We start from the raw sequence: 23,136 nt of genomic DNA, 5'->3' as shown, positions 1-23,136 counted from the left end.
TAATATCACTAAAGTGTAAGGTTTAGACCTACCAAAATAGTTCTTGTTTGAGGGTAAGTACCATAATCAATACCCATAGCAAGATTACTTCCTCCATAAGTATTTACTTCTGGATCAAAACCACTATAATCTGTAATTGTAAATAGGTTTTCACCGGTTACATATAGTTTCATCCCTTTCACATATTTACTGTTTTCTAAAGTTGGGAAACTGTAGGCCAGTGATAGTGTCTTAAGTCTTAAATATGAACCATCTTCAATAAACCTTGTAGATACTCTTGAATTATTTGTTCCTCCGTTTCTCTCAAAAGCAGGTATGTTTGTAAAATCACCTGGTTTTTTCCATCTATTTTCAACAATAGCCAATTGGTTCCTTGGAGAATTCATACTTTCAGAATCAATTCGAGTAGCATTCAGCATCTCTTTTCCTTGTGCTCCTTGTAAGAATACAGTTAAGCTAAATCCTTTGTAAGTAACTGTATTAGTCATCCCATAGAAGAAGTCAGGATTTGCATCACCAATAATTGTTCGGTCTTCCGTTGATGGATTATCCGTACTTTCTCCATCTTTAGTTAAGTACATTGCATTACCAGTTACTGGGTCTACTTTATCGAATACATAACCAAACAATGTTCCCAAAGGATATCCTTCTCTTGCTAATCCGGCGTTATCTCTATCATGGATATAACCTCCAAATTTATCACCTCCTTCAAGACTTACTACTTTATTTCTATTGAATGATATATTGAAATTTGTTCTCCAATCCCATCCTTTTTTATTGATATTAACCGTAGTCAGGTTAAACTCCATACCTTTATTTTCTAACTCACCAAGGTTTTGTATAGCACTTTCAAAACCTGAGGATGTTGGAAGTGGTGCATCGATAAGCAATTGGTTTGTATTCTTGATATAAGCATCAACATTCAACTCCACTCTTCCTTCAAACAACCCTAAGTCTAAACCTATGTTCTTTTGTTCTGATTGTTCCCATTGCAAATCCTTATTTTCAATAGTAGAAGGATAAGTACCAGGTAACAATTGGTTGCCAATCACATAATTTGCACCTGAACCTACTCGGCCCAAGTACGCATACGATCCAACGTTATCGTTACCAACAACACCCCAGCCCATTCTCAATTTTAAATTGCTGATTTTTTCAGATTCTTGTAAAAAAGCCTCTTCACTTATCCTCCAACCTACAGATACAGAAGGAAAATACCCCCAACGGTTATTTGGACCAAAGACACTAGAACCATCTGCTCTAAAATTGGCAGTTAATAGATATTTATCATCAAAAGCATAGTTTAATCTACTGATATAAGAAAGGTTTGCTTTTTCTGTAGCGAATGCTGTCGCTTCTACCAATTCAGATCCTCCATTCGCCGTTTTTATTCTATCACTTGCAAAGTTTCTTGTTGTTACTCTATTTTCACTCCACAAGAATTTCTGATAAACATGACCTACCATCGCTTCAATATTATGCTTATTGATCGACTTATTGTAAGTAAGAAGGTTATCAAAAATTTGATATTTATATTGATCTATGTTGCTATTTCCTTCACCTTGAATAGCTCTACCATAACTTGTTCTATATGGATCCAAGAAAGATTCAAATTTCCCTGTACTTTGTTCTATGCCTAGATTACTTCTAAACTTTAAATCATTGAGTATTTTTACTTCTACATAGGCATTACCTAAAAAACGTTGCTTGTTATAATTTCTATCTGTACCATCAGTACTTGCTATTGGGTTTTCCCAATTCTGGAAAGGGTTACTTGTAAAAGTTCCATCAGGATTATAAATACCTATCACAGATGGTGTGTTTAATGCACCAAGTAAAACTCCTCCTCTGTCACTAGAAGAATTATCGTTTACAGATACATCATTGTAATCTGAATAATTCAATCGAGTTCCAATTTTCAACCAATTATATATTTCTTGATCTAGATTTACTTTTACATTGGCTCTTTGCATTTCAGAACTTCTTACTGCTCCTACAATACTAGTCCAACCTCCAGACATGTAGTAAGTAGTTCCTCCATTCTTTCCTGAAACCCCTAACTGATAGTTTTGAGTAACTCCATCCTGAAATATTTCATCTTGCCAATTGGTATTTTCATTATACTGACTCCAATCTGTTGTATATCCCATTTCGGTCATTAAGTCTCTATATTGAGCACCATCCAATACATCTAACTTTCTCCACACCTGAGACATACCTGCATAAGCATCTAATGTCACTCTTGTTTCAGAAGTCGTTCCTTGCTTTGTGGTGATTAATACAACACCATTACCACCTTGGGCACCATAAATAGCAGCAGATGCGGCATCTTTTAATACCGTAATACTTTCAATATCTGAAGGATTTAATGACTTTGTGTCTGTAGTTGGCACTCCGTCAATTACATATAACGGTTCACTACTACCCGTAAAAGAGTTAGTTCCTCTAATCCTTAAACTTAATTGCTGAGAAGGGCTACCAGATGACGATGCAATCTGAACACCTGCTACTTTCCCTTGTAATAAACTACCAATTTGAGAATTTGGACGATCTACAAAATCTTCGCTTGTTGCCATTCCGACAGCACCTGTAATGTCTTTTTTATCTTGTGCTCCATAGCCTACTACAATGAGTTCTTCTAGTTGAACTAAGTCTTCCAATAATTCAACTTCAATTCTTGTTCTTGAGTTTATACTTTCTTCCAACGTTTGCATACCTACATAACTATAAACTAATATGTCACCAGGCTTATAGTTCATTATTTTGTATTCTCCGTCAAAGTCTGTAATTACTCCATTGTTAGTACCCTTTATTATAATACTTACTCCTGGAATAGGATTCCCTTCTTTATCAGATACTTTACCAGATAGAGAAGATTGTTGAGCATATATTGTCTGATTAAAGAGTAATAATAGAGAGCTTATTAAAATGCCCACTCCTATTTTTGGTATTTTAAAATCTAACATAGTTTATATTAAATCATATAGTTAAAAAAGATCTTCTGTTATTTATTTTAAACCGGTCATTAACTGATTCAAATGTAGATAGATTAAATATCAATTTTACACTTATAAAATAAAAAAGTGGATATATGTGGAACCAAAAACAACACAAAATACTGATTATAAACAATTTATTTGAATTTCAATTTCAGTAAAAAGTGGACACACTGTGTATCACTATCATTCAAAAAAAAGGGATTTTGTGTTAATTTCAGATAAGAAAAAGAGGGGCATCTCACAAATTCATCAATTAGGTATAGTGGTCAATATAAATTATTCGACTTCGATAAATGATAAAGATAGAATTTTCATATTCTACTTTATTGGAAAACTATTCAGACAATTTGTCAGTTATATTTCTTTAGTATAAAAGTTGTTTAAACAAGATAAATGTCAAATTAACCAACTATAAAGAATGAATAGTCGAGTATTAATATTTATGGGGATCTTTATTTCCATAATTTTAGCTATTGACCTATACGCCTTTAAAGGCATTAAATTAATTACTGAAAATATTAAACCCATTTATCGTCAATTATCCATTGGAGGATTCTGGTTTTTCAATTTTCTCGTTTACTTCGCTGTAGGCTGGCTAGCACTAAATGCAGATAAGTTTAGAGCTCCTGAATACACTAATATTATTTTCTCTATTAATGCCTTTATCTTAATGGCATTTATGACAAAATTGGTTTTCAATATTTTTCATGGGGCGGATGATATTACCTACTTAGCTTCGAAAGTGTACCATAATGTTTTCGGGTCCAAAACCAACTTTGCTGGTGATGGAATGAGTAGGGCCAAATTCTTAACTCTAGTTGGAGCTGGTTTAGCTACTGTACCACTGGGGGCATTTGCCTATGGCTTTACAAAAGGTAGGTTCAACTTTAGAGTAATTAGAAAAACATTAGGTTTTGACAATCTACCTGCAGCTTTTGAAGGTCTAAAAATTATTCAGATTTCTGATATACATATTGGGAGTTTTCCTAAAGGACATGAATCTGTTGCGAAAGCAGTTGAACTTATTAATAGTAGAAAACCAGATGTTATTGTCTTTACTGGTGACTTAGTGAACAACTTTGCTTCCGAAACAGAGGGTTGGATAGATGTTTTCAAAAATCTAAAGGCAAAACATGGTATGTATTCTATTCTTGGTAACCACGATTACGGAGATTATGTACAATGGAATTCTAGAGAAGAGAAAAAACAAAATCTTGATAATGTAAAACAAGCCAATAGAGATATAGGGTTTGATTTACTTTTGAACGAAAATAGAGTATTAGAAAAAGATGGTGAAAAAATCGCCATTGTAGGAGTTGAAAACTGGGGCTTAAAACCATTCCCTCAATTAGGTGATATTAATAGAGCCAATCAAGGGTTAGAAAATGTTCCTTTTAAAGTATTACTTTCTCATGATCCATCACATTGGGATGCTGAAGTTTTAAATCATAAAGACATGGACTTAATGCTTGCAGGACATACACATGGTATGCAATTCGGTATTGAAATACCTGGTATAAAATGGAGTCCTGTTCAATATAAATATCCTAGATGGGCTGGTTTATATGAAAAAGGAAAACAAAAGTTGTATGTAAACAGAGGGTTTGGTTACCATGCATATGCTGGTCGTATCGGTATGGACCCAGAAATTACTGAAATCATTTTGACTTCAAAACAACAGAATGCTTAAGAATTATATCCTGTAAAAAGGATGTTATATACATTAAAGCACAATAATTTCAATTAATTATTGTGCTTTTTTATTGTGCTGAACATTACCGCTATTGACAAAAAAATATCATAACAATTTACAACATATTGACTTTGGACATTTAATGTAGCGATGGAATGATATAGATTTGTACGATTTTCATAAAGCTCAATCAAATGGATAAAATAACAGGCAAAACGCAATATCTTTTGGGTATTCAACATGTACTCGCCATGTTTGGTGCAACAGTGTTGGTTCCTTTTCTTACTGGTTTAAACCCATTAATCGCATTATTTGCAGCCGGGTGTGGTACTTTAATCTTCCATCAAGTTACTAACAAAATTGTCCCTGTATTCTTGGGATCTTCTTTCGCTTTTATTGGTGCTATTGGTTTAGTATTAAAACAAGAAGGGCTCGCAGAAGTTAAAGCCGGAATCATTGGTGCCGGACTTGTATATGTGATCATGTCCTTCGTCATTAAAAAATTTGGAGTAAAAGTAGTACAGTCCTATTTCCCTCCTATTGTTATAGGCCCTACTATTATGGTGATTGGTTTAAGACTAAGCCCCGTAGCTTTAGAAATGGTAGGTTATAATGATGGTGCCTTTGATAACTCTAGTTTAATCATTGCACTTGTGGTCATTACAACAATGGTCATTTCGTCCATGGTACAACATTCATTCTTCAGAATGATGCCTATTCTTATCTCTGTAGTTGTAGGATATATTACTGCCGCTTTTATGGGATTAGTAGATTTTACTGCAGTAAAAGAAGCTCATTGGTTTGGCTTCTCTGGTGAAGTAGTAGATCAGGTCTTAACAATACCTCACTTTACTACGTCAGGCTTCTTCGCTATTGCCCCAATTGCATTGGTAGTATTTATAGAACACATTGGTGATATTACAACGAACGGTGCTGTTGTTGGAAAAAACTTTTTAAAGAAACCTGGTATTCATAAAACCATGTTAGGAGATGGATTGGCAACCATCTTTGCTGGTCTCATCGGAGGTCCTGCTAACACTACATACGGTGAAAATACTGGCGTACTTGCTGTCACAAAAGTTTATGACCCTTCAGTAATACGTATTGCTGCTGTATTCGCAATTTTACTAAGCCTAATTGGTAAAGTCGGTGCAATACTTCAAACAATACCTGTACCTGTAATGGGTGGTATCTCAATTATATTATTTGGTATGATAGCCGCAGTGGGTGTTCGTACTCTAATTTCTGCAAAACTAGATTTCAATCACTCTAGAAACTTAATCATTGCCGCATTGATATTTGTATTAGGCATTGGTATAAAGGAAGTTGCAGTCTACAATAGTATCACAGTATCAGGTTTAACTATTGCTGCTTTAGTCGGTGTTGTATTAAATAAAGTCCTACCAAAAGATATTTAATTAGAAGCTATTTTCAATCAACTCCCCTAGTTTTTAGAAGTTAGCAAAAAATGAAATCCTCAATTATTACATATTGAAATAATTGAGGATTTTTTTATCACATTTCTTATATAACTACATGAAAAATAATTAGTTACTATTATTTCTGCTATTTTTTTACAATATTTAGATACTCTACTTTCTATTATAGATTACTTACATTTCTTTTCTCATGCGATTATTACCAACATTAGCACTATTGTTTGTACTTCATATTGTGTATTCTCAAGATTTAGAATATGTAGAAATTCAAGCAAACGAATTTAGTAGCTACAATGCGTTCTCTAAAAGCCCTCCACCACACATTACAGGAAGAGGCATTAAAAGTGATTCTTTATCACAAAGCAATCTTGTGTTTGATTATTACGTTTCAGGCGAAGAGTACTACCCTATCGAAAGTTGGGCAGATTACTATTATTGGATGAGTAAAGAATTTGCTTATCTATTTAACAAGCCTGAAATTTTTGAGCATTTTTATAAACTCAAAGATGACGTCCAGATGATCAAATACCTTTCGATCAACTTCTCTGTTTGGCATTTTCCTTCAACGATAAAAATTAAGCCTCATGTAGAGCTAAATGATTATCAGAACCGGTTTTCAATTACTAATCACATTGTAAAAAGTGAATCGGATAAGAAATATATGCTAAATCAGATGGCTACAAAAAGGAATTTATTAGGAGAAAATTAGCACCGTAATTTCTTACAGTGCTATTTAAACTATCTATATACTTTTCGTTAAGTGATGAGACGTTTATAGTTTCATCACTTTTATTGCCTTATTATTTAGCCTCACTCTAATCCAAGTTTGTAGCTGATCGATATACTCTTTCTCTTTTTTATGTGATTTCTTACCCAAGTCTACCAACAAGACCGGTAAGTTATTTACCATAAGAGAATCTCCTTCCCATGTCTGTACCTGAACTCTAGATACAGCATATTTTTCTACGTCAGGAAATTGTAATCGTATTTCTCTAGATAATTGATGAACCGGAAAAGTATCGATTTTTACTTTACTCATATCATAAATTTTCTTTTCCAATAACTTGATCTTGGCATCTTTATCTTCAATCAACTCTTCATTTTTGGTGTATACATCTTTGAGTAATTGAATATGAAGATCTTTCGTATATGCTTCCATCATTTTTGTTGCTTCACCTTCTCCAAACTCAGCACCTTCCTGCTGGTGAATCTTAATAATGGTTTTCTTTGTTAGAGGGAAAAAATCATCATCTTTTGCTGCAAGACCATAACTTCTCGTTTTATCATTAAGAAATAATTCCATATCATCTGATATTCTATTTCCCATATAATATAGATCGATGGTTGAAATACTATCAGTATACACCACTTTTTGAGTAATTAATTCACTGCCTTTAAACTTGGTGTTTTCTGTGATAAACCTTTCGGAAGCAATCTTAAATCGTGTTTCTTGAATCATCTGATAGAATATCACTGCAGATGGCATAATTACAACTGCGATAAATACTCCAAAGAAAAACTGATACCTTCTGTATTTACGTCTATCAATGAAACTTTTCATCGGAAATCTCAGGTACTTAACAACAATGTATGTGGACAAAGTAATAAATACAGAGTTAATGAAAAATAGATAAAAGGCACCAAAGAAATAATTATACATTCCATTCGCCAAACCAAAGCCTGCAGTACATAGTGGTGGCATCAAGGCTGTTGCAATAGCCACACCTGGAATAACATTACTCTTCTCTCTTCTGGAACCCGCAATAATACCAGAGAAACCGCCAAGAATAGCCACAAACACATCTAATATGGTGGGTTTTGTTCTCGCCAGTAATTCAGATTGCTCGACATTTAATGGAGTGATGGAAAAGTAAATTGTTGAAGTAATCAAACTAATCACAACCGCAATCATTAAGTTTTTGAATGCTCTTCTCATCATCTCCAGATCGTTGATACCAATAGCAGTACCCACAGCGATGATTGGCCCCATTAGTGGAGAAATAAGCATGGCTCCAATAATTACAGCAGTCGAATTTGCATTAAGGCCAATAGAAGCTATCAGGATTGAAAAAATCAAAATCCATGCTCCTGGACCTTTAAAAGTCATATCTTTTTTAATACCCTCTATGGTAGCAGTGGGGTCGGATCCTTCTCTTATACTTAGTGTATCAACAGCTAATTTCCTAAAAGACCTCATAAACCCCGATACATTATTCTCACTCATTGGTAATAACTTATGGATATATTAATGTTTATAGTATCAGTTTGCTATGAAAATTTTTATACGTAAATTAATGAAGACACATACGTATAATAAATTTTTACGATACCCAAATTAAAGATATTTATTGTTATTTAACACAAAGCAAAGCACACTATGAGCGATAAACCCACTACCCGTACTTATTCTAATGGAGATATTGAAATACTTTGGCAGCCTGATTTATGTATCCACTCTACCAAATGTTTTCAAGCTTTACCCAATGTGTTTAACCCATCTAATAGACCTTGGGTTAACATGTCTAATGGAGAAACATTTGATATTATCAAGACAGTAAAAAATTGTCCTTCTGGAGCATTGTCATTGAAAAGTGATGAGACAGATACTTCAACTACTCCTTCTGTAGAAATCAATGTTTTAAAAGATGGTCCCGTTCTCGTTAAAGGAAATATTGACATAACAATTTCGGGAAAAACAGAAAACCTTGGAGATAAACAAGTAGCACTTTGTCGTTGTGGACATTCCAATAACAAACCGTATTGTGACGGTAATCATGTAAAAGCAGGATTTAAGGCGGATTAAAAAGAATTTTAAAGTAATTGATAAATATTGCACTTACAGAAGATTAACACTTGTTTAAAGAGTGGTAATCTTCTATATTTGCACAAACAAGAGGAACCTAATACTATAATAATAAGCTGTACTTATTATCAATCTTTCTTCCTTTTAAATTACTATTCTGATATCCTAAAAGAGAATAGTATCATTTTGTGGACTGATTTAATAAACTCATCATATGGCCAATATCAAAAGCCTGACCTTAGAAAACTTTAGAGTATTCAAAGAACGTACGACTTTTAATTTCTCCCCTATTAATGTGCTTACAGGTACAAACAGTAGTGGAAAGAGTTCGTTGTTTAAAGCTTTACTATTGCTTCAGGATAATGGTGCTAAAAACCGATTAGAAGAACTTGACTTTAGAGGTCCATACCATAACCTTGGTAATATCGATAAAGCAAGAAATCATGATACTGATCCTGAGAAGCCCATCACATTTATGTTGGAATTCGCTCCTCAGCCGGGTACTGCACCGTTCAAAAGATTTGAATTAGGCCAAAGAAATATCTCTATTGCATTTGCAGACCTAAAAAATGTAGAGACATTTTCTGATTTAATGAAAATACCCAATTGGAAAAATTGGATGTACTTTCTTAGAGGTGTGTTGATCAACAGGTCACAAGATATGATTCGCCATATTCAGAAATTAACTAGATCTGGCGAAATCCAATATTCTTCTACTATAAGAGCTATTCTTCATAAGTTATTGAACATCGCTTTTGAACATAGAATTACCGTAGAAAATATTGAAATGCTTTTTGGTGAAGCCAATAAGGTAATTTTAAAACTTCAAGATTTAGAAATTCCGGTAGATGTTGCCCTCAATATCCCAAGTAATATCGATCGAGCATTTTTTGCCGATCTGATTAAAAAAGCTTGGTATGCAAAACATAGGGCTCATGAGCTTATTGGAGTGAAAAAACTTCACCATTTAACAGATGCAAAACCAACTCCTACCAGAGGTAAGGAGCAAACAAAAAAGCATAACCAAAGATGGAAAGATCTTATTGAAAAAAATAACATCACTGATGTTGAAGAATTAAGGTCTGCCGTTGTTTCTTGGCTAGAAATGGATATACCAATGTCTCCTTTGGTAAAAGACTTATTGAATATCCAGGATGATGGTATTATCTATACATTTAAGCCTGTAGGTGTAAATACTACTGAAAGACTTTTCTTAGAGTTGAGTTATGATAGTCAAGAAGGAAAATTATGTAATATCAGCCTTTCTTATTCAGAAAGATTTACAGGAAAAAGAAAGCTTTTGTATTCTCCATTAAGTAACGGTAGTCTTCATTACGTAGGTAGTGAAAACGGTAATAGCTACCTATTAGCTGCCAACCACAGAGGAGACTATTTTAAAACAGATGGAGAAATCCCTGTTTTCACAAGCTTCTTCGATATCAATAATTTATATGAATACGGTTCTCATATGGATATCCATACTCCTGTTCGTAAAAATTTCAGTATCGATAAACGTAAGCTTTCTGAAAAAACAGGAATCACTGACAATGATAAATTAGAAGTGCTTCAAGAAGTAATGCATAAAAAAGTCGTATCCCTTTTAGGATCTAGACTCAATGCTTACATGACTGAACATCAATCTAAAATAAAGAAAGTGAACCTCTTTAAAAGAGGTGATCTTATGAAGTTTTTAGCAGAGAGAAAAGAAGATGGAAGTGGTTTTAAAGTCGCTTCTCTCGGATTCCTGTTAAGAGACCTTCCATTATTAGACAACAATGACAGAAGAATTCTTAATGTTCAAACGGCTGAAAACTCATTGGAGGATTTAGACCACTTACCAGAACTGCCTTTAACATCAGAAGAATTCCATAAATTATATGAAATTGATGTTGATAAAGTATTAAGAGGTTCATTCTTAAAATGCTTAGAAGAAGGTGTTCAAGGGATCAAACATATCTTCAAATCTTGTGGTAAGTTATTCAACTTTGGATTACTAGAAGCGCAAAGAGGAAGTACCAAACGTATTATGCTTCACACAGAGTCTAGTGTACTATCACAGCTGTTGTTTGAATTTGCAAAAAATGCAGATCAAAAAGCGCAAGATTTTGTAAAACACTGGATTAGAGAGTTTGAAATCGGTCATGATATTACCATCAACTCGGTAAAAGGAATTGCAAATGATGTAGTCATTACGAACAAAAGAGGCCACCAATTGGATTTAGCCGATTTAGGTTATGGTATATCACAACTGCTTCCTATCCTATTAAAAATTGCTTTAGATGAACATAGATCATTATTAATTGAAGAACCTGAGACCAATCTGCATCCAAAAATGCAATCGAAATTGGCCGATTTAATTATTGATGCATCTTACAGATATCAAACAAACTTTTTGATTGAGACTCACTCAGAATATCTCATCAGAAAGCTACAATACTGGACAGCGAAAAGGAAAATCACTCCTTATGAGTCCAAAATATATTATTTATATAACCCTGAGCGTGTACCTGAAGGGAAACCACAAGTACAACTGCTGAACATCATGAAAGATGGAGAATTGGACAATGAATTTGGAGAAGGCTTCTTTGATGAAGCGGACAACATTGCCATTGAACTGTTCCATTTAAAACAGATGTAGTAACTATTGGAGGTTGACGATTTTCGGCTACTTCTACACTCTACTATTTTCCTCCATTTTTCTTACTTACAAATCACGACGACCATGGAAAGAATAACGACTTACGCAAATATAAATTCACTTACTGCTTTCTTCTCTAAACGTCCTTCTATTGAAGACGAATTAGACGATATGGAATGGAGCCGATCATGGATGGACTTCTATTCATTTATCAACAAACAAGCAGATTTAAGGTTAGATGTTGATCCGACAGAATTGTCTATGATGAGCAAAACTAACCCATATATCAAAAAGATGTTGAAAAGTGCTTCTTCTGGAGGTTCTTCATTACGCTGTGAAAAAGATGCGTTTGATAACCTAGAAGAAGTGAGTAATAATAGCATGCCTCAAACGATGTTTTTCTTAGATAAAAGCAACTCGGAGTGTGAGGAACTAGAAAATCAATTGGGCTTAATTACTTTGAACGCGAATAGAATTCGTCAGAAAGGTGGTTTTATGTTCAATTGGTCATTATATAATGTCACAAAAGACAGAGGAGCGGTAAAACGTTTCGAAAACTGGAATCAATTGGAACGATTCAGACATCCACATAACTCTATGGTCATTATTGATAATTACCTTTTAAAAGACCTTGGAGAGATGGATGAAAACCTAATTCCAATGCTTAATTCCCTTTTACCTGAAAAGTTAGAATCAAAAGTTTATCAGCTTACACTTATTGGTGTGGAGTTAAGAGATAAACCTGCTTCTATGAAAAAGTATTTAGAATGGGAGTTAAAAAACAAACTAAAACGTCCTTATGAGATTGAAGTTTGTGTTGTAAAAACGGAAAGTAACAAAAATCACGATAGAAATATCTTTACAAACTATCTATGGATACATTCAGGCCATTCCTTTACTTACATGAGAAGACAACAAGTAAGTAAGAATACCAACTTGATGTTATTCCCTATTTTCTATCAACAGAAAGACTTCCAGTCGTATTATCAGGAAGAACCACCAACAGAAACAAAAAGTTCGGTATGGGGTGCTGTAAACCAAAGATTGAGAGAAGCTAGATATATTTTAAAAATGGCTAGTCAAAATAACTCAGCAATTGGAGGAGAACTAAAAAATACCATTCTAGTAGGAAATAAAACGGCATAAGATAGTATATTCGGCTCTGAAAACACTCAAGACTTATTATTACTAACAACACTTATGGAAAAGATTAATTTTCACAACAAACGTTTCAGAGCAATTTCCAATACAGACAATGGTGAAGTGGATGGACAAACTTTTTTTCATTACCGACAAGGCGGTGATGTCATTTGGGCTACTTACCACGGACCTAGTATCAGAATGGGTACACTTACAGGTGTCATCAAAAATGATGGTACTTTAGAGTTCAACTACCAACATGTGAACCTTCAACATGAGATCATGACAGGCTTCTGTAAATCTACTCCTTTCACAGATGAGAGTGGTACTTTACACCTTAAGGAAGAGTGGCAATGGACATCTGGTGATTTGTCTAAAGGTACTTCTGAATTGATCGAAATGGTCGAAAAAGACAATTTGAACCCTATTTTCTAGTTTAAAGGATAGTGCATTGATAAAATTTATAGGGGTATAGATTTTTTCATTCAAGAATAATTCACTTTTCAAGATGAATTAGCTAAATTCGATGGCGATTAAAAAGTGATCTAGCTCATCAAAATGCTTTTATCGCTTATCCAACTTTAAAACATTATACTTAAAACATAAAACTTAAAAAAATGGCATTCGAATTACCTCAACTTCCATATGCTTATGACGCATTAGAGCCACATTTCGACGCTCGTACAATGGAAATTCACCACTCAAAACACCACGCTGCATACACAGCAAAATTAAACGGTGCTATTGAGGGTACAGCTGACGCTGACAAATCTATCGAAGATTTATTATCTGCAGACAACTTATCAGGTGCTGTAAGAAATAACGGTGGTGGATACTATAACCACAACTTATTCTGGACAATCCTTTCACCAAACGGTGGTGGTGCTCCTTCAGGTGAGTTAGCTTCTGCAATCGACGCTGCATTTGGTTCATTCGACAAATTCAAAGAAGAATTTGCTAATGCTGCAGCTACTCGTTTCGGTTCAGGTTGGGCTTGGTTATGTGTTAAAGATGGTGCTGTATCTGTTTGCTCAACTGCAAACCAAGATAACCCATTAATGAAAGGTGAGTGCGGTGGAACACCAATCTTAGGCCTTGACGTTTGGGAGCATGCATACTACTTAAACTACCAAAACCGTCGTCCAGATTACATCTCTGCATTCTGGAACGTTGTAAACTGGGAAGAAGTAGCTAAGCGTTTTGCAGCTGCAAAATAGTTCGCAATAATCAACATTTGTTGTAATCATATAAAGCCTTGGTCGGAGCAATCTGATCAAGGCTTTTTAGTTTTAAAAGGCCCTACTCCAAATGAAGCAGGGCCTTTTCATTTCCTAATTTTGGTGTGGACTGTAGATTGCCTGATGTAAATACTTCAGATCATCCAACCTACCTTCCAAACATTGGATTTCGTTTAATCGTTTTACAAATTCACCTTCCATCTCCTTGCGAATAGGAACTCTTTGTGGCCTGTTCGGGTCAACTTTCATATTTTTCATCGCTTCCTCATCAATAAAATGACTAAGAATTGCTGAATTCGTTTTCCTTAGGCTTTCAATTTTCTCAGAAATGAATAAACAGTCTTCTAAAATAGTTTGATGTAATGGTATAAATTTTCTCAAATCAGAATCATTTTAATATCACATAAATTTTATTTTCGAAGTAGGGTGCCGCACTTGGCACTCTCTGTTAATTCTGATCCAAATTTAAAAAGTTACGATGGAGGAATCGAAGTGCAGATTCATTAGTTCTCATCCGGTTCAACTCTGATTGTTTCGCTCTGACTTTGTCATAAAGCTCTTCTTTCAAAGGTATCGGAATCCCTCCTTTGGGAGCATCTGGATTTTCTAAATCGAATTTCTCGATAAATTTCCAATCCAAGTTTTTCATAATGAAGCTTTGTACTTCTTTTTCTAGTTGATCTCCTTTTAATCCTTCTTGAATAAGAAGGTCGAAAATCTCTTGGTGCAACTTGTGCGTTTTCTGCATATAAAACGTTTGGTGAAACAAAAGGAAAATATAACTTTTGCAATTTATGTACCCGAAATGCAGTCTATGTGCATAGAACTAATTACCTTGATTAATAAAAGACAAAAAGCCACCCTTTCACTAGGAAAGGATGGCTTTTTTACTTTATAAATTATACCTGAAATTTAATGATCTCGGTTTTGGAGATAAACACCAAATTCTTTTAACAGATTCTTTCTGTCTTCAGGTACATCAAGGTTTTCTAAAGCAGCAAATCCTTTTGTAAAATACTCATTGGATTTTTCTGTCGCCATTTCTCTAATACCTAATCTGTTATAGATATCAGTTACAGCCGCTACTTTTTCTTCTTTATCAAAATCTTTAGCTACTAACCAATTTTGAAGTTCTACAGCATCAGCACCTTCCGCTTGTTTTAAAGCCTTAATTAACATTAATGTCTTTTTGTTAGAGATAATATCACCTCCGACTTGCTTACCGAACTTATCTTGATCTGCGTAAACATCAAGAATATCATCCTTAAGCTGGAAACCTAATCCAACGTTAACGCCAAATTCTTCAACTACTTTCGATTGTTCGTCTGTAGCTCCACCGATTAAGGCACCTAAACGTAATGCGAAACCTATCAAAACGGCCGTTTTTAAACGTATCATTTCGATATATTCTTCTTCTCCAACAGTTTCTCTCTCTTCGAAATCCATGTCGAATTGCTGTCCTTCGCAAACTTCAGCTGCACACTTATTAAATAGTGCTAATGCTTGTCTTAATATCTTATCCTCAACATTAGAGATATATTCATACGAACGTACAAACATCACATCGCCAGATAAAATAGCAACATTAGAATTCCATTTTTCATGAACTGTCATCTTCCCTCTTCTAAGAGGTGCTTCGTCCATGATATCATCATGCATTAAAGTAAAGTTATGGAACACTTCTACTCCAATAGCAGGATCTATTGCTTTTTTGTAATCGTCATCAAAAAGGTAGCAACCTAACAGCGTTAAAGCAGGTCTAAGACGCTTACCGCCCAACGAAAGGATATACCTTAATGGTGCATATAATGTTTCCGGAGCCTCTCCGAATTTTTGTTGTTCAAGTTCATCTGCCAGCAACTGGGCTGCCTCTTTTAAATCAAATGATGCCATATAAAAAATGATGTTCGCTATTCCCAGCGACGACTACTTAAAGATAATTTTGCAAGGCTAAGTGCCACAACAATCATACTACAAAAATAAAGGATGTCTCTAGAATCAACCAATCCTCTACTTAAAGATCTATAATGAAAATCAACACCCCATAAACCAATACTGTAAGCATAATCGCTTAGAGCAGGAATAGAAGCTATTGATGAAATACCATCGTAACTAGCGAAGCAGATAACTACTGCAACAATAAACGAAACAATCTGACTCGATGTAATGGAAGAAGCAAAAGTACCGATTGCAGCAAACCCACCAGCAAGAAATACCAAACCTATATAAGAACCAAAAACCCCTGCAGTATCTATATTACCTTTGGGTGCCCCTAATTCATAAACTGAAAAGTAATAAATAACTGTCGGTAACAAAGCTAGTAAAGCGGTTGCCCAAGCAGATAAAAATTTCCCTCCAACAATCTGAAAGTCAGTCACAGGTCTTGTAAAAAGTAATTCTAGTGTCCCTGTTTTTTTCTCTTCTGCAATACCTCTCATGGTAATTGCAGGTAGTAAAAACATAAAAATGTAAGGAGCTATATTAAAGAGTGAATCAAGAGAAGCAAAACTTCCTTCTAAGACACTTGTTTGAGGGAAAACCCAAACAAATAACCCCATCATCACTAAAAATACAGCCATTACCAAATAGCCTAAAACGGCACTAAAAAAACTACTTATTTCTCGTTGAAAAATTTGCCACATTGCTTAAAAAAATCAATTAATAAGGAGTTGCTCCTTGGTATACAGACGACAAGTTGGTAGGAAGAATATTTCCTCTAAATCTGATTTCAATGTTCTCCGTTTGAGAACGAACTGTTGCATCAGCCCAGTTGTCTGCACCATTTAAATTTATTCTTACGGCGGCTTGCATCATTGCCCCCTGTACATTGAAAGACATCATGATGCTTCCATTATCATTTTCTTCTACTTTCAAATCAGATATTTTACCATCTAAAGTGATACCTCCAACACCATTGTATCCAACTATGCCTTCAAAGCCTAATTGAACTACACATTTATCATCATCTAACTTCACAAAGTTAATATTGTTTGTTACTTGGGCAGTATTTCCGTAACGATCGTACACTTGATTTGCCTGTAACACAAATTGCTGTGACAACATTCCAGCCTTCGCCATCTCAAAACGAGCTTTTTCTTCGGCCTGAGCTTGTTGTTTTGCTAATTCTTTTGCCTTCTTTCTTTCTTCTTTTGCCTTTTTACGAGCAAGTTTTTTCTTTTCTTTCTCAGTAAGTTCCTGTTCAGGTTTAGTGTCTTGAGCAGTAGCAAAATTTGAAAGGCCAATAAATGAGAATAAAACAAAGAAAGTAAATGAACGTAAGATCCAGTTTTTCATGGTTAACATAATTAGATTCAAAAAATTGAAAATCAAATAGAGTTTCATTTAAGTGTTCTGAGTGTATTAATTCGTGATTACTCTATCTCATATACAAATATAAATCTTTCCAATCTCTGATATACATTTTATGTTTTTTTTTTCGAATTGATGATTATCTTTATTAATTATTAATCATTCGATCAATTAAAGGATATGAAAAATAACAGAGAACACGTTTTAAAGGTTGCAACAAAACTAATATCACAACGAGGTTTTGATGGTGCATCAACAAGAGAAATAGCACAAACGGCCAAAGTTAGCCAAGGGATGATTAACTACTACTTTGGTTCTAAAGAAGCATTATTAAAAGAGATTATTACGGACTTTTCTTCTCAGATTCAAAATGTAGTGGAAAGCCTTAAAAACTCTGAGAATGAAGGGTTAGAGTTTTTAAAATTAGCACTTCGTAAGTTTTTTAAAGTTTCTTTAATGAACCGTGATTTAGCCCGTATCATGAACGTAGAGGAGATGATGGAGCTTAGAGCAGAGGTAATTACAAAAAATGATGAAGTTGCCAATATTGTAAGTAACTTATTTTTAGATAAAATCGTTGAGGGTAAAAAGCAAGGCATCTACAATGCTGATGTAGACGAAGAACTAGTTGTTTCGTTTTTAGTGAATGCATTGAATGACTATATCATCCGTTCTGAAAGAATAATAATTAAACCTACTGTTGAAGGAGTATCCAACTACAATGAACATACTCAGAAGAGAATTTTAGAGTTTTGTGATGAATACTTAGAAAAGATGCTTATGCCATAAAAATAATTAACTACAACATTCTAAAATGATGGTATTTAAAAAAGATTACCAACCCAAAACTATTTCAAAAAGCTGGTTAACAAGAATTACCCGATTAGCGGATATTATCTTTGCTACTTCTATGACTATGCTCCTTTTAGCAATAGATCTTCCAGAAGTAGGAGATATAAAAAGTAATAAACAGCTACTTTCTGCGTTTTCTAATCAGTTACCTATACTTGGTATCTTCCTTTCTACCTTTGTTTTATTGGCGGTATACTGGTTAAAGCATACCGTTACGACAAGACTCATGAAAGGAGCAGATACGGTGTATATGTGGCTCGATTTATTAATGCTGGCATTTGTAGCATTATTGCCATTTTCTAACGGTTTAGCGACTGCTTTTCCTGATTATTTTGTGGCAATTGCAGCATACAGTATTAATGTAATAATTATCGGCCTACTTTCTTTTTCAGCTTGGAAGCATGTTAGTTTTAATAATAGACTGCTTAAAAACCCTGTTGATCCATTAGACAATAAAGAAATAAGCGAAGGACTATGGATGGAACCGCTTTTGGCTTTCATCTCTTTAATTTTAGGCTACGTTGCTATCGAATATGCTCAAGTTCCTTATACATTAGTTCCTATTGCCTTTTGGCTTCAAACAAAATGGGCAGAAAAACGAAATAGTGCACGTTAATTGCTTAAAAATATTTTAAGGTAAATACTACTACATAGAGTTTATCATCATAATTTTTTAAAAGCACAACTAACAATGGCAGCACAGGTCATTTCTATAAGTAATCATAAAGGAGGAGTAGGAAAAACTACTTCTGTTGTCAATATAGGCGCCGCTCTACATCAAATGGGTAAGCGTATTTTGATGGTTGATATGGATCCTCAAGCAAATTTAAGTCAGTCTTTAGGGATATTCGAACCTGAAAAATCGGTATATACTTTGTTGCGAGGATTCTGTACTACAGAAGAAAGCATGCATGAATTAGAGATGGACTTATTTGTAATTCCTGCAGAACTAGACCTTTCTGGTGCTGAGTTAGAATTAAGTATGGAAGCAGGTAGGGAATTTATTCTCAAAGATCACTTAAACAAGGTGAAAGATCAATTTGACTTTATATTAATTGATTGTCCTCCAAGTTTAGGTCTACTTACGATAAATGCATTTACTGCTTCTAATCAAGTTTACTTCCCATTACAAGCGCAATTTTTGGCAACTCAAGGCCTAAAAAAGCTTTTAGAAGTAATTGAAAAAGTGCAACAAAGATTAAATCAAGACTTAGAAATTGGAGGGGTCTTCATTACTCAATTTGATAAAAGAAAAATCTTAAATAGAAATGTGAAAGAAGCAATTCAAAAACATTTTGGAGATACACTTTTCAATACTGTGATTAGAGACAACGTCGCTTTGGCTGAAGCTCCTTCTAAACAAACAAATATTTTCAGATACAATCCTAAAAGTAATGGTGCGGTAGACTATTGGGCATTAGCACAAGAAGTTGCAGAACGTTCCACTACTAAAGTTACATCCTAAATATTGAAAATATGGCAAAGAAAAGTTTCTCAGGTGGGTTGGATTCATTATTAGGAGGTTCACCATTATCTAACTCAACACCTAAAAAAGAAGAAAAGAAGGAAGCTCCAATTGTGGAACCTACCCCTTCTAAACCCTTAAATGCTTCAACAACTTCCGAAGTTAGTACTTCATTATTCGATGCTCTTTCTGAAGAGCAGAAAAATAAAATAAAGGCACTTGCAGATAAAGAAGGCCGAAAACAAGAAGAAATATTAAAAGAAGCAGTTGCGTTTTACCTAGATTTTCAAGTAGATTTATGATTGTTAGACTAATAATCATTACGTAACCCTATTTGATAATACTAAATGCAACGTACCTTCTTAATCCTTATCTGCCTTACTTATTTTAATTTACAAGGTATATATGCTCAGAATATCGGATTCACCAACACATCTGATATCCAAGTTATAAAAGAGAACGTTGCGTTTAATAACGCATGGAATGGAGGAATAAATGCACCTCAATTCTTTAATTTAGATCTCAATCTAGACAATACAGACGATTTAGTACTTTTTGATCGTACAACAAGAAAAATCAGTACTTATCTGTTTCAAAATAATCAATGGGAATATGCTCCTGAATATGAAGTTTTATTCCCTCAAGACATCCGATTCTGGATACAATTAGTAGACTTCAATGATGATGGAAAAAAAGACCTTATCATTGGAGAAGAAGATGGCATCTACATTTACCCAAATAATAGCTCATCTTCAACGCTTAATTTTAGTGATTTACCCACTCAATTAGAAACCACTACATTTTCAGGGTCACCAACACCTCTTACTTCTGCTTTGGCAGACTCCCCTACGTTTGCCGATGTTGACGGAGATGGTCTCATTGATTTTCTAACTTTCGTTCCTGGTTTAGGCGGTACTATAGAAGCTCATATCAATCAAGGTATTGAAGAAGGTATTCCATCTTTTCGAAAAAGAACAGATAATTGGGGTGACTTCCAAGAATGTGGAGACTGTGCAACCTATGTCTTCGGTGACGACAATTGCACCTCAAATGAACGAATTCAACACCTGGGTTCAGCACTTACGATGTATGATGTTAATGGGAATGGCAATTTAGATTTGCTGATTGGGGAAAGAAGCTGTACCAACCTAGTCGCTTTACCTAATAAAGGATCCAATGAGAATGCATCTTTTGATGAATCCATCACATTTTTTCCGCAAAGTCATCCTGTAAGTTTCCCTGATTTCCCTGCTGCATTCTTTGTAGATACAGATAATGACGGCTTGGAAGATATGATTATCGCTCCAAATATTGATACTAATGAAGGAGATCTAACAGATTTTTCAAAATACGTTTGGAGGTATAAAAATACGGGTACTATTACTTCACCTACATGGACATTTCAAGAAGATAACTTTATCCAAAATACAGGAATTGATTTAGGAGAACGAAGTAGACCTATCACATACGATGTTGATAATGATGGAAAATTAGATTTATTAATTGGTTATAGAATAAGTTTTGACAATGAAGGGAACTCTTCTGGAGGTGGTATCTCTTATTACAAAAATATAGGCAGTAATACCTCTCCTGAATTCCAATGGATCACTGATAACTTCTTAAATATTCAGGCATGGGGAATGTTAGATATTTCTCCACAGATTATTCAATGGAAAAACACAACACAATTGGCAATAAGTGGTAGAGTTCCGAATAGTAATCAAGCTGGGGTTTATTTATTCTCACTAGAAAATGATTTTGAAGCGAATACTACTCCTGAAAAGATATTTGAGCATAGGCCCGAAGATATACCCTATTTCGTAGATATTGATGAAGATGGTCTAATTGATGTATTACTAGGTAAATTTTCTGGTGCTCTAGAATACCATCATCAAAATACCATTGGTACTTTCGAGCTTCAGGAAGAGTCATTTTTAAATATTGAAGGTAATATCTTAAGGAAATATCCATCTGCTTTTGTCAGTGACCTCAATAACGATGGACGTGACGATTTACTTGTATGGGATGATAGTGGTACCCCAAGAGTATGGCAAAACTTTAGATCAGAGAACCCTACTTATCAGAGTAAAGCATTTTTTAATGACGAAAAGTTTATTGATCGTACTTACGGCAACAGACTAAAGAGTACACAACTTGGTGATTACCTTATTACAGGATCAGAAGGAGGAGGATTATATCTAGCCAAAATTGGGCAATATGATCAACCAACAGCTGTTGAAAATCCAACTGTTTATTCGAAGTTAAAGGTTTTTCCTAACCCCACGTCACAACAAATAAATATTAAAAACGAATACCCTACTTTGGTTAACGGTCGTATCTATAATCAACTAGGACAGTTAATGTTAACTATAGAAATAGAAAGTAATCAGACGATTAATATCAGAACTGATCATTGGCAAAGAGGCTTATATATTTTACAGATATATCAAAATCAAATACAGGTCAGCAAAATAATAGTTCAGTAATAGATAGTATACACTAAAGAAATTACTATGAACAACAGCGATTTGATCGAAGTAAATAGGCTACATCAAATTTTAAAATCCCTTTAAATGTCTTCAAAAACACTTCTGATACGTTTACAGGGTCTTCATAGTTAGCAGATACTTCTACAATGATATTCGTTAAATACTCTTCTGATAAGTTTTCGATCTCATCTTCAGACTTAATTCCTTGATCATTAATTAAATGATCAGCAATCGTTAAACTTAAGTTCTTTTCTTTTTTCGAAAGTTCTAACATATAAATGGGTTTAATGTTGTCTTTGGTCCTGAACTAAATGTTTTCTTAAAATCATTAAAGCAGCAGGTAAATAATTATAAACTGTATCCTGAACCTCAATGATATCCAATATTTCCTGATCGATATACTTATCAGTGAAAAACTGTTGAGGAGGGGCATACAGCGTATCTACTATAGTGAAAAATTCATCTTCATCCACATCCCCTTTACCACTTAGATAAGCAGCATCTACAATTAATTTTGCTAAGGTGCGAGCCTCTGAATTTTTAAATCCATAGTACCCCGAATACAATACAAATTCAAGAATTTCTGCAATAGGTTCCCTTTCTACTGGCAACTTTTCCGCAAACTTTCTTAAGGCAGTAATTAAATCCAACGTATCAATGATAAGTACTCCGTCTTCCACTTGAATTGGGAACATCATTGACATTGCAAAACGAGTTTCCTGAATCAGAATACTCTTTTCTTCTTCAACATAGAATAACGTAATAAAAATTTGCTCGGGATTTCCTTTTTCCTGAAACTCCTCGATACCTTCCAATGCTTCCCACATTGTGCCTAGTACACGAGATGCTTCTTGAAAAAACCTTGGTATCCTCATGAATTTAGCTTCGTGATTTTCCAAATATTCTTCAAGCGTAATTTTAGACGTTGTCATGTCGATTTTCCTTAGTTGGTTTAATGTCAAGATTTACTTAGTAAAATACAAAATGATCTTACTGTATGAACTACAAATTTAAGTAAATCACAAAATAATATAATCAATACTTTCTAAAAAGAGAAAATAGAAAAAGCAA

Annotated in this window: 22 protein-coding genes; 13 read left to right on the top strand and 9 right to left on the bottom strand. The window is 34.3% G+C overall.

Annotated features, from left to right (window positions below):
- Nucleotides 1–8: 8 nt before the first annotated feature.
- The gene (locus QL232_RS06365; protein ID WP_281613494.1) at nt 9–2,966 is read right to left on the bottom strand and encodes a TonB-dependent receptor; all 2,958 of its coding nucleotides are present in this window, start codon (nt 2,964–2,966) and stop codon (nt 9–11) included.
- A 451-nt stretch (nt 2,967–3,417) separates the two neighbouring features.
- Here QL232_RS06365 and QL232_RS06360 point away from each other — a divergent pair, with 451 nt between their 5' ends.
- From QL232_RS06360 to QL232_RS06350, 3 genes are all read left to right on the top strand, one after another.
- The gene (locus QL232_RS06360) at nt 3,418–4,689 is read left to right on the top strand and encodes a metallophosphoesterase (protein WP_281613493.1); all 1,272 of its coding nucleotides are present in this window, start codon (nt 3,418–3,420) and stop codon (nt 4,687–4,689) included.
- 197 nt (nt 4,690–4,886) lie between these two features.
- Complete coding sequence (locus QL232_RS06355; protein WP_281613492.1) at nt 4,887–6,110, top strand: solute carrier family 23 protein; 1,224 nt, start codon at nt 4,887–4,889, stop codon at nt 6,108–6,110.
- 211 nt (nt 6,111–6,321) lie between these two features.
- Nucleotides 6,322–6,840, top strand: coding sequence for a hypothetical protein (locus tag QL232_RS06350; protein WP_168880616.1), 519 nt, complete (start codon nt 6,322–6,324; stop codon nt 6,838–6,840).
- Nucleotides 6,841–6,903: 63 nt separating this feature from the next.
- Here the strand turns inward: QL232_RS06350 and QL232_RS06345 are convergent, their stop codons facing one another.
- Nucleotides 6,904–8,355 carry a TIGR00341 family protein gene (locus tag QL232_RS06345; RefSeq protein WP_281613491.1) on the bottom strand — a complete coding sequence of 484 codons (1,452 nt, stop codon included), beginning with the start codon at nt 8,353–8,355 and terminating at the stop codon, nt 6,904–6,906.
- Between the two features lie 153 nt (nt 8,356–8,508).
- Here QL232_RS06345 and QL232_RS06340 point away from each other — a divergent pair, with 153 nt between their 5' ends.
- The 5 genes from QL232_RS06340 to QL232_RS06320 all read left to right on the top strand — a co-directional run bounded on the left by QL232_RS06340 (nt 8,509) and on the right by QL232_RS06320 (nt 13,929).
- Nucleotides 8,509–8,934, top strand: a complete 426-nt coding sequence (locus QL232_RS06340; protein WP_168880614.1) for a (4Fe-4S)-binding protein — start codon at nt 8,509–8,511, stop codon at nt 8,932–8,934.
- Between the two features lie 214 nt (nt 8,935–9,148).
- Entirely contained in the window at nt 9,149–11,572 is a 2,424-nt protein-coding gene (locus QL232_RS06335) for an AAA family ATPase (protein WP_168880613.1), read from the top strand.
- A gap of 84 nt (nt 11,573–11,656) precedes the next feature.
- The gene (locus QL232_RS06330) at nt 11,657–12,718 is read left to right on the top strand and encodes a hypothetical protein (protein ID WP_281613490.1); all 1,062 of its coding nucleotides are present in this window, start codon (nt 11,657–11,659) and stop codon (nt 12,716–12,718) included.
- Between the two features lie 54 nt (nt 12,719–12,772).
- A complete protein-coding gene (locus QL232_RS06325) occupies nt 12,773–13,147 on the top strand; it encodes a n-acetylglutamate synthase (protein ID WP_168880611.1) in 375 nt (124 codons plus the stop codon).
- Nucleotides 13,148–13,329: 182 nt separating this feature from the next.
- Nucleotides 13,330–13,929, top strand: a complete 600-nt coding sequence (locus QL232_RS06320; RefSeq protein ID WP_168880610.1) for a superoxide dismutase — start codon at nt 13,330–13,332, stop codon at nt 13,927–13,929.
- A gap of 114 nt (nt 13,930–14,043) precedes the next feature.
- On the opposite strand, the gene QL232_RS06315 is transcribed toward QL232_RS06320, so the two are convergent.
- From QL232_RS06315 to QL232_RS06295, 5 genes are all read right to left on the bottom strand, one after another.
- Nucleotides 14,044–14,331: a hypothetical protein gene (locus QL232_RS06315; protein ID WP_168880609.1), complete on the bottom strand. Its 288-nt coding sequence runs from the start codon at nt 14,329–14,331 to the stop codon at nt 14,044–14,046.
- A 67-nt stretch (nt 14,332–14,398) separates the two neighbouring features.
- Nucleotides 14,399–14,698, bottom strand: coding sequence for a hypothetical protein (locus QL232_RS06310; RefSeq protein ID WP_281613489.1), 300 nt, complete (start codon nt 14,696–14,698; stop codon nt 14,399–14,401).
- A gap of 164 nt (nt 14,699–14,862) precedes the next feature.
- Complete coding sequence (locus tag QL232_RS06305) at nt 14,863–15,843, bottom strand: polyprenyl synthetase family protein (RefSeq protein ID WP_281613488.1); 981 nt, start codon at nt 15,841–15,843, stop codon at nt 14,863–14,865.
- Between the two features lie 17 nt (nt 15,844–15,860).
- Complete coding sequence (gldF, locus tag QL232_RS06300; protein ID WP_168880606.1) at nt 15,861–16,592, bottom strand: gliding motility-associated ABC transporter permease subunit GldF; 732 nt, start codon at nt 16,590–16,592, stop codon at nt 15,861–15,863.
- Between the two features lie 16 nt (nt 16,593–16,608).
- A complete protein-coding gene (locus tag QL232_RS06295) occupies nt 16,609–17,244 on the bottom strand; it encodes a DUF4251 domain-containing protein (RefSeq protein WP_168880605.1) in 636 nt (211 codons plus the stop codon).
- A 195-nt stretch (nt 17,245–17,439) separates the two neighbouring features.
- On the opposite strand from QL232_RS06295, the gene QL232_RS06290 reads away from it, so the two are divergent.
- The 5 genes from QL232_RS06290 (at nt 17,440) to QL232_RS06270 (ending at nt 22,062) form a co-directional block, all read left to right on the top strand.
- Nucleotides 17,440–18,048 carry a TetR/AcrR family transcriptional regulator gene (locus QL232_RS06290; RefSeq protein ID WP_168880604.1) on the top strand — a complete coding sequence of 203 codons (609 nt, stop codon included), beginning with the start codon at nt 17,440–17,442 and terminating at the stop codon, nt 18,046–18,048.
- A 25-nt stretch (nt 18,049–18,073) separates the two neighbouring features.
- On the top strand, nt 18,074–18,727 hold the full coding sequence (locus tag QL232_RS06285) for a TMEM175 family protein (RefSeq protein ID WP_317169929.1): 654 nt from the start codon (nt 18,074–18,076) through the stop codon (nt 18,725–18,727).
- Between the two features lie 75 nt (nt 18,728–18,802).
- Entirely contained in the window at nt 18,803–19,576 is a 774-nt protein-coding gene (locus QL232_RS06280; RefSeq protein WP_168880602.1) for an AAA family ATPase, read from the top strand.
- An 11-nt stretch (nt 19,577–19,587) separates the two neighbouring features.
- Entirely contained in the window at nt 19,588–19,878 is a 291-nt protein-coding gene (locus tag QL232_RS06275) for a ribbon-helix-helix domain-containing protein (RefSeq protein ID WP_281613487.1), read from the top strand.
- A 45-nt stretch (nt 19,879–19,923) separates the two neighbouring features.
- Entirely contained in the window at nt 19,924–22,062 is a 2,139-nt protein-coding gene (locus tag QL232_RS06270; protein ID WP_281613486.1) for a T9SS type A sorting domain-containing protein, read from the top strand.
- A gap of 25 nt (nt 22,063–22,087) precedes the next feature.
- Here QL232_RS06270 and QL232_RS06265 read toward each other — a convergent pair whose 3' ends face one another.
- Both QL232_RS06265 and QL232_RS06260 read right to left on the bottom strand, forming a co-directional pair.
- The gene (locus QL232_RS06265; RefSeq protein ID WP_168880599.1) at nt 22,088–22,339 is read right to left on the bottom strand and encodes a hypothetical protein; all 252 of its coding nucleotides are present in this window, start codon (nt 22,337–22,339) and stop codon (nt 22,088–22,090) included.
- A gap of 10 nt (nt 22,340–22,349) precedes the next feature.
- Nucleotides 22,350–22,997: a hypothetical protein gene (locus tag QL232_RS06260; protein ID WP_168880598.1), complete on the bottom strand. Its 648-nt coding sequence runs from the start codon at nt 22,995–22,997 to the stop codon at nt 22,350–22,352.
- Between the last annotated feature and the right edge of the window lie 139 nt (nt 22,998–23,136).

Source organism: Flammeovirga sp. SubArs3 (assembly GCF_947387565.1).
Lineage (GTDB): Bacteria > Bacteroidota > Bacteroidia > Cytophagales > Flammeovirgaceae > Flammeovirga > Flammeovirga agarivorans.
This window is presented reverse-complemented; position numbering and strand designations above follow the sequence as displayed.